The organism is Agrobacterium sp. CNPSo 3708 (assembly GCF_028674915.1).
GTDB lineage: Bacteria > Pseudomonadota > Alphaproteobacteria > Rhizobiales > Rhizobiaceae > Agrobacterium > Agrobacterium cavarae.
Genome location: NZ_JAQZSF010000002.1, coordinates 977,809 through 984,285, shown reverse-complemented (window position 1 = coordinate 984,285; position 6,477 = coordinate 977,809). Strand labels below are relative to the sequence as shown.

At 58.6% G+C, this 6,477-nt stretch carries 7 protein-coding genes; all 7 read right to left on the bottom strand.

Features of this window, described 5'->3' with window-relative positions; genetic code table 11:
* A partial coding sequence (locus PVA19_RS07465; protein ID WP_337993146.1) for an ACT domain-containing protein occupies positions 1 to 225 on the bottom strand: 225 nt, incomplete at its 3' end.
* Positions 226 to 308: 83 nt separating this feature from the next.
* Positions 309 to 1,616 carry a type III glutamate--ammonia ligase gene (gene glnT / locus PVA19_RS07460; RefSeq protein WP_274101822.1) on the bottom strand — a complete coding sequence of 436 codons (1,308 nt, stop codon included), beginning with the start codon at positions 1,614 to 1,616 and terminating at the stop codon, positions 309 to 311.
* Between the two features lie 87 nt (positions 1,617 to 1,703).
* Complete coding sequence (locus tag PVA19_RS07455; protein WP_062600408.1) at positions 1,704 to 3,032, bottom strand: FMN-binding glutamate synthase family protein; 1,329 nt, start codon at positions 3,030 to 3,032, stop codon at positions 1,704 to 1,706.
* Positions 3,033 to 3,047: 15 nt separating this feature from the next.
* Positions 3,048 to 3,734 (bottom strand): GXGXG domain-containing protein, encoded by a 687-nt coding sequence (locus PVA19_RS07450; RefSeq protein WP_062600407.1) that lies wholly within the window; start codon positions 3,732 to 3,734, stop codon positions 3,048 to 3,050.
* Positions 3,735 to 3,770: 36 nt separating this feature from the next.
* Positions 3,771 to 4,676: a class II glutamine amidotransferase gene (locus PVA19_RS07445; protein ID WP_112359871.1), complete on the bottom strand. Its 906-nt coding sequence runs from the start codon at positions 4,674 to 4,676 to the stop codon at positions 3,771 to 3,773.
* Between the two features lie 96 nt (positions 4,677 to 4,772).
* Positions 4,773 to 5,441, bottom strand: a complete 669-nt coding sequence (locus PVA19_RS07440; protein ID WP_194286683.1) for a helix-turn-helix domain-containing protein — start codon at positions 5,439 to 5,441, stop codon at positions 4,773 to 4,775.
* Positions 5,442 to 5,488: 47 nt separating this feature from the next.
* Positions 5,489 to 6,463, bottom strand: a complete 975-nt coding sequence (locus PVA19_RS07435; protein WP_274101821.1) for a GlxA family transcriptional regulator — start codon at positions 6,461 to 6,463, stop codon at positions 5,489 to 5,491.
* Between the last annotated feature and the right edge of the window lie 14 nt (positions 6,464 to 6,477).

The window sequence follows — 6,477 nt, the reverse complement described above, 5'->3', positions numbered from 1 at the left end:
CATCTTGAAGCGCTCGGCAACCGGCTTGAAGCCTTCCTTGATGTCTGAAAGCGACACGCCCTCTTCCGAAATGAAGGAGACGCGCATGAAGAACTTGCCGGTTTCGAGGTCGTCGAATTGCGAAGAGTCGACGATGTTGCAACCCTTGTCCGCAAGATAACCCGAGATGGCCGCGACGATGCCGCGTGTGGATTTGCAAGCTACGGTCAATACATAGGTCGTCATCCGGCGCCCTCTCTGTCAACGATGGAAAAAACCCGCGCTATGCAAGAAGCGCGGGAAAAACCGCAAGGCGGCGGGGAACGTTGTCAAACGTCGAGCGTGGTCTGGTGCTCCCAGGCGGTGAACTGCGAGCAGTAGCTGTTCCACTCACCATGCTTGAGCTTCAAATAGGCCTTGGAGAACTCGACGCCGAGCGACTGCTGCAGCGCCTCATCTTTCTCATATTCGCGCAACGCATCGAGAAGATTGAGCGGCAGTTTCGGCGCATTGGTGACCGTATGGCCTTCGCGATACATGTCGATATCGTGATGTGGACCTGGATCGGCCTGAGCACGAACGCCGGAAAGGCCGGCTGCGATTATGATGGCCTGAAGCAGATAGGGGTTCACCGCACCGTCCGGCAGACGAAGCTCGAACCGCCCGGGCCCCGGCACGCGCACCATATGGGTGCGGTTGTTGCCAGTCCATGTCACCGTGTTGGGTGCCCATGTGGCGCCGGATATGGTGCGCGGTGCATTGATGCGCTTGTAGGAATTGACGGTCGGATTGGTGACAGCCGCCAGCGCGGAGGCATGTTTCATGATACCGCCAAGAAAGGTCTTGCCCTTGGCGGAAAGGCCGAACGGCATTGCCTTGTCAGCAAAGGCATTAACCTTGCCGTCCAGATCCCACACGGAAATATGCGCATGGCAGCCATTGCCGGTCAGGCCCTTGAACGGCTTCGGCATGAAGGTGGCGCGAAACCCATGCTTTTCTGCAACGGATTTGACCATGAATTTGAAAAAGGAATGCTTGTCGGCCGTTTGAAGCGCGTCGTCATATTCCCAGTTCATTTCAAACTGGCCGTTCGCGTCTTCATGGTCGTTCTGGTACGGCTTCCAACCCAGCTCCAGCATGTAGTCGCAAATTTCGGCAATCACATCGTAACGACGCATCACCGCCTGCTGATCGTAGCAGGGCTTTTCGGCGGTATCATATTCGTCGGAAATCTTGCTGCCGTCGGCGGAAATCAGGAAGAATTCCGGCTCGACACCGGTCTTCACTCGCAAGCCCTCGCTTGCGGCTTCGGCAACCAGTTTCTTCAAGACCACACGCGGCGCCTGTTCGACCGGCTGGTCTTCCATCACGCAATCGGCGGCAACCCAGGCGACATCCTTCTTCCATGGGAGCTGGATGACCGAGGAAGCATCCGGCACGGCAAAAAGATCAGGATGAGCGGGTGTCAAATCGAACCAGGTGGCAAAGCCTGCAAAGCCAGCGCCATCCTTTTGCATGTCAGCGATCGCTTCGGCAGGCACCAGCTTCGCGCGCTGCCCACCGAAGAGATCGGTGTAACTGATCATAAAATATTTGATGCCCTTTTCGGCTGCATATGCGGAGAGGTCCAGTGTCACGTCATTCCCCTTTTTTTGGTATCAGACACTTGATTTAGAAAGACGGCCGCATCCTCCCAAACGCGCCCGTCCTTAATGCATGCTTTTTCAGAAGCCACCTTTGCCGGGGAACCAGTTCGTTCCCGCCAGCGGAACCTGCGCCATGGCTGCGGCCTCCATGGTCAACGCCACGAGATCTTCCGGCTCCAGATTGTGGAGGTGGTTCTTGCCGCAGGCGCGCGCGATAGTCTGCGCTTCAAGCGTCATCACCTTCAAATAATTGGCAAGGCGACGACCGGCGGCGACCGGGTCGAGACGCGCGGCAAGCTCCGGATCCTGCGTCGTGATGCCAGCCGGGTCTTTGCCTTCGTGCCAGTCATCATAAGCGCCAGCGGTGGTGCCTAGCTTCTGGTATTCCTCTTCCCATTTCGGGTCGTTATCGCCAAGCGCCACGAGTGCCGCGGTACCAATCGCTACTGCATCCGCGCCAAGCGCCAGAGCCTTCGCCACATCGGCGCCGGAGCGAATGCCGCCCGATACAATCAATTGCACCTTGCGATGCATGCCGAGATCCTGAAGGGCCTGGACTGCGGGGCGAATGCAGGCGAGCGTTGGCATGCCGACATTTTCGATGAAGACGTCCTGCGTTGCAGCTGTGCCGCCCTGCATACCGTCCAGCACCACCACATCGGCACCGGCCTTTACCGCGAGCGCCGTGTCGTAATAGGGGCGCGCGCCACCGACCTTGATATAGATCGGCTTTTCCCAGTCGGTGATTTCACGCAGTTCGAGGATCTTGATTTCCAAATCATCCGGGCCGGTCCAGTCGGGATGGCGGCAGGCCGAGCGTTGATCGATGCCCTTCGGCAGATTGCGCATAGTGGCAACGCGGTCGGAAATCTTCTGGCCGAGCAGCATGCCGCCACCGCCGGGCTTGGCGCCCTGACCTACGACCACCTCGATGGCGTCGGCACGGCGCAGATCCTTCGGGTTCATGCCATAACGCGAGGGCAGATACTGGTAGACGAGGGTCTGGCTGTGGCCGCGCTCCTCATCCGTCATGCCGCCATCGCCTGTCGTCGTGGAGGTGCCGGCAATCGTGGCGCCACGGCCAAGAGCCTCCTTGGCATTTCCGGACAGCGCGCCGAAGCTCATGCCCGCAATCGTGATCGGCGTTTTGAGCGTAATCGGCTTCTTGGCAAATCGGGTTCCAAGCGTGACGCTCGTATCGCATTTCTCGCGATAGCCTTCGAGCGGATAGCGCGAAATGGAAGCACCAAGAAACAGCAGGTCGTCAAAATGCGGAACCTTGCGCTTGGTGCCCGCCCCGCGAATGTCGTAAATGCCGGTTGCCGCAGCGCGGCGGATTTCTGCCAGCGTATGGTCGTCGAAGGTTGCGGACTTGCGCGGCGGGGTGAATGGGTTGTGATAGCTCATCGGTAAATCCCTGCCTCAATATGCATCGGCGTTGTCGATGTTGAAGGTGTAGAGCGTGCGGGCAGAGCCGTAGCGCTTGAACTCGCCCGGCTTGACATCGGTGATGCCGGCCTTGTCGAGAAGCTCCGCCAGCTTTTCCAGATGCTCGGGCCGCATTTCCTTTTCGATGCAGTCGGCGCCGAGGCTCTTGACCGAGCCGCGCACGAAAAGCTTTGCCTCGTAAAGACTGTCGCCCAGTGCATCGCCCGCATCGCCGCAGACGACGAGATGGCCGGACTGGCCCATGAAGGCCGACATATGGCCGATATTGCCCTGCACGACGATATCGATGCCTTTCATCGAAATCCCGCAACGGGAGGCGGCATTGCCCTTGATGACGAGAAGCCCGCCGCGACCGGTAGCACCCGCATATTGAGAGGCATCCCCTTCAATGACGACGGTACCGGACATCATGTTTTCGGCGACACCGGGACCGGCGGAGCCGTGAACGGTGACGGTGCCACCATCATTCATCCCGGCGCAATAATAGCCGACCGAACCATGCACATCGACGGTTACGGGACTGTCGATGCCGACGGCAACGGCGTGATGGCCGCGCGGATTGACGACTTCAAATTCGGTGTCGTTTACACCAGCTGAAAGGCCGTGCAGCGCCTTGTTGAGGTCACGCAGCGGCGTATGAGAGAGATCGAAGACTGGCATGGATATGACTTTCACACGGATAGGCCGAGAGCGGCATCAGGCTGCTTTTTCGTGATCCCAGAAGTAGACGGTCGCAGGCTCCGGCTCCCAGACGCGGGCGGTCTCAATGCCCGGCAGATTGACCAAGGCACGATACTCCGAGCCGAAAGCGACATATTGATCGGTTTCGGCCATGACAGCGGGTTTGCAGGCAATCGGATCGCGCACGACGCCGAAACCGGACTTCGTGCCGACAACGAAGGTGAAGAAGCCGTCGAGATCGTCGAGTGCACCGGTCAGCGCCTCACCCAGATCCTTCCCCTTGGCCATTTCTGCCGTGAGGTAAGCAGCAGCCACTTCTGAGTCGTTCTGGGTTTCGAAACTCATCCCTTCACGAACCAGTTCGCGGCGCAGATTGTTATGGTTGGAGAGCGAACCATTATGCACGAGGCACTGATCCGAGCCGGTGGAGAAGGGATGCGCGCCAAGCGTCGTCACCGCCGATTCCGTTGCCATGCGGGTGTGGCCGATGCCATGGGTGCCAGCCATGGAGCGCACGTCGAAGCGGGCCACCACATCCTTCGGCAGGCCGGTTTCCTTGTAAATCTCGACGCTGTCACCGGAGCCCATGACGCGGACATTGGGGCGGAGAGCGGAAAGAACGGCACGGATGCCATCAAGCTTGTCCGCCGGGATGTCCAGAACCGCGTGCGTGCTCTTGACGGTCACCGCAGCCGCAACGCCCTTTTCCTTCAGCGCCTCTGCAAGTCCTGTAAAGTCTGCATCAGGATCGGCGGACTGAATCGTTACCTTGGCGCGTCCTGCGGCAGCGCCACCGTAGATCGCGATACCTGCCGAGTCCGGTCCACGATCGGTCATGGTGATCAGCATGTCAGAGAGCAGCTGACCCAACTGCGGTTCCAGGCTTTTGTCTTTCAGGAATAGTCCAACAATGCCGCACATCGACAGGCACCTCCGTTCGTTTGTGAACAAAGGCGTATCACACGAAATTTCACGACGTCAACTATGAGGAATATTTTTTTCCTTTAAAGCAATTTATCAATCGCCCGTCACTCGTCGTTGAGGGTAGGAGATGATCGACAGGTAGCGTGCGGGAAGCTGCACCAACACCTCTGGTCCGTGCGGCGCATCGGCATCGAAAAACAGGCTATCCCCCGCCTGCATGGTAAAAAGCTGCTCTCCGTGGCGATAGACGACCTCGCCCTCCAGCATGTAGAGAAACTCCATGCCCTCGTGCTGGAAGGTGGGAAAAACGTCGGAATCGGTCGTGAGCGTGATGAGATAGGGTTCGACCGTCACCCCGCTGGTGTTGTTGTCGATATGCCCTAGCAGGCTGTACTGGTGGCCTGCGCGCGTGCCTCTGCGGTCGATATTGACGCCTTGCCCGGCCTTGACGAAGGTGGCGCTGCGCGGCTCCTCAAAACCTCGGAAGAAGGCAGTGATCGGCACGCCCAGCGCCTTGGAGAGCGTCTGCAATGTCGTCAGCGACGGCGAGATGTTACCGTTCTCGATCTTCGACAACATGCCAACCGACACGCCGGTCGCGGAAGCAAGGTCGGTGACGGTGATGCCAAGTTTCTTGCGATAGGCTCTCACCTCGTGACCAATGGCCATCTCCAGATTGTTGACCCTCGGTTCGCGAACGGCATGCGGATCCTGCGTCAGGACCTGTTGCGCGGCTTCTATACTGATGGATTGTTTCGCCATGGAGCCTCCGGCACGGTATGGTCACTCTTCTTTAAAGGAAGAAGATTTTAATTCGCAGCAAATCTTTGTCGGACAGCGCCCGGCGTCTTTCCAAAATGAGCCTTGAAGCTCCCTGAAAAGTGACCCGCGCTGGAAAACCCGGTGGCGAAGGCCACTTCCGCTATGGACAGTGGACTTTGTTCCAGCAGTCTTCGGGCGTGATCAAGCCTGATGGCACGATAGGTTTCCAGAAATGACGCCCCAAGTTGATCGGCGAAAAGTCGGTCGAGGTGGCGTATGCTGGTTCTGGCAAGTTTCGCCATGGTGTTGCGATCGAGCGGGTTCTCAATCGTCGCCTCCATCTTCTCCAGCACGGTGAGCAAGGCGGGATGATGGGTGCCATAGCGTTGGGCGATCGAGCCACGCTGCGGCGCACCCGGTTCGGCCACCGCTGTATGCAGGTACCAATCGCTGACACGCCTTGCAAAATGGGCGCCCATGCGCTGTGAAATCATCGCATGCATCATATCGAGCGGCGCAACCCCGCCCGCACAGGTGATCCGGTCGCCATCGAACACGAAGCGCGCCTGCCGCGGCGCCAGATGGTTGAAGGCTTCTCGCAGCACGGGCGCATGTTCCCAGTGAATGGTGAAGTCGCGATGATCGAGCAAGCCTGCCGCCGCCAGAACATAGGCGCCGCTGGAAATGCCGCCGATCCTGACACCCTGCCGTGCAAGACGGCGCAAAAGCGCAAGTGAACCTTCCGATAAATCCCAGTCCTGCGGCGCCCCACCTGCACAGACAAAAATCGTGTTGCACCCTTCACCGAGGCTCATCAGCGGCTGGCACTCCACAGTGATGCCAGACGAACTTCTTACCGCCTCGCCACCGAAGGATAGGGGAACAGCGTCATAAAGATCCGTGCCGGCAATCAGATTGGCTGCGCGCAATGGCTCGGCTGCTGAGGCATAGGACATCAAAGCAAAGTTCGGGATAAGAACGAAGCCAATACGCTGGACATTTTTTTGATCGGGATCGCGCATGTCCCATTCTTATA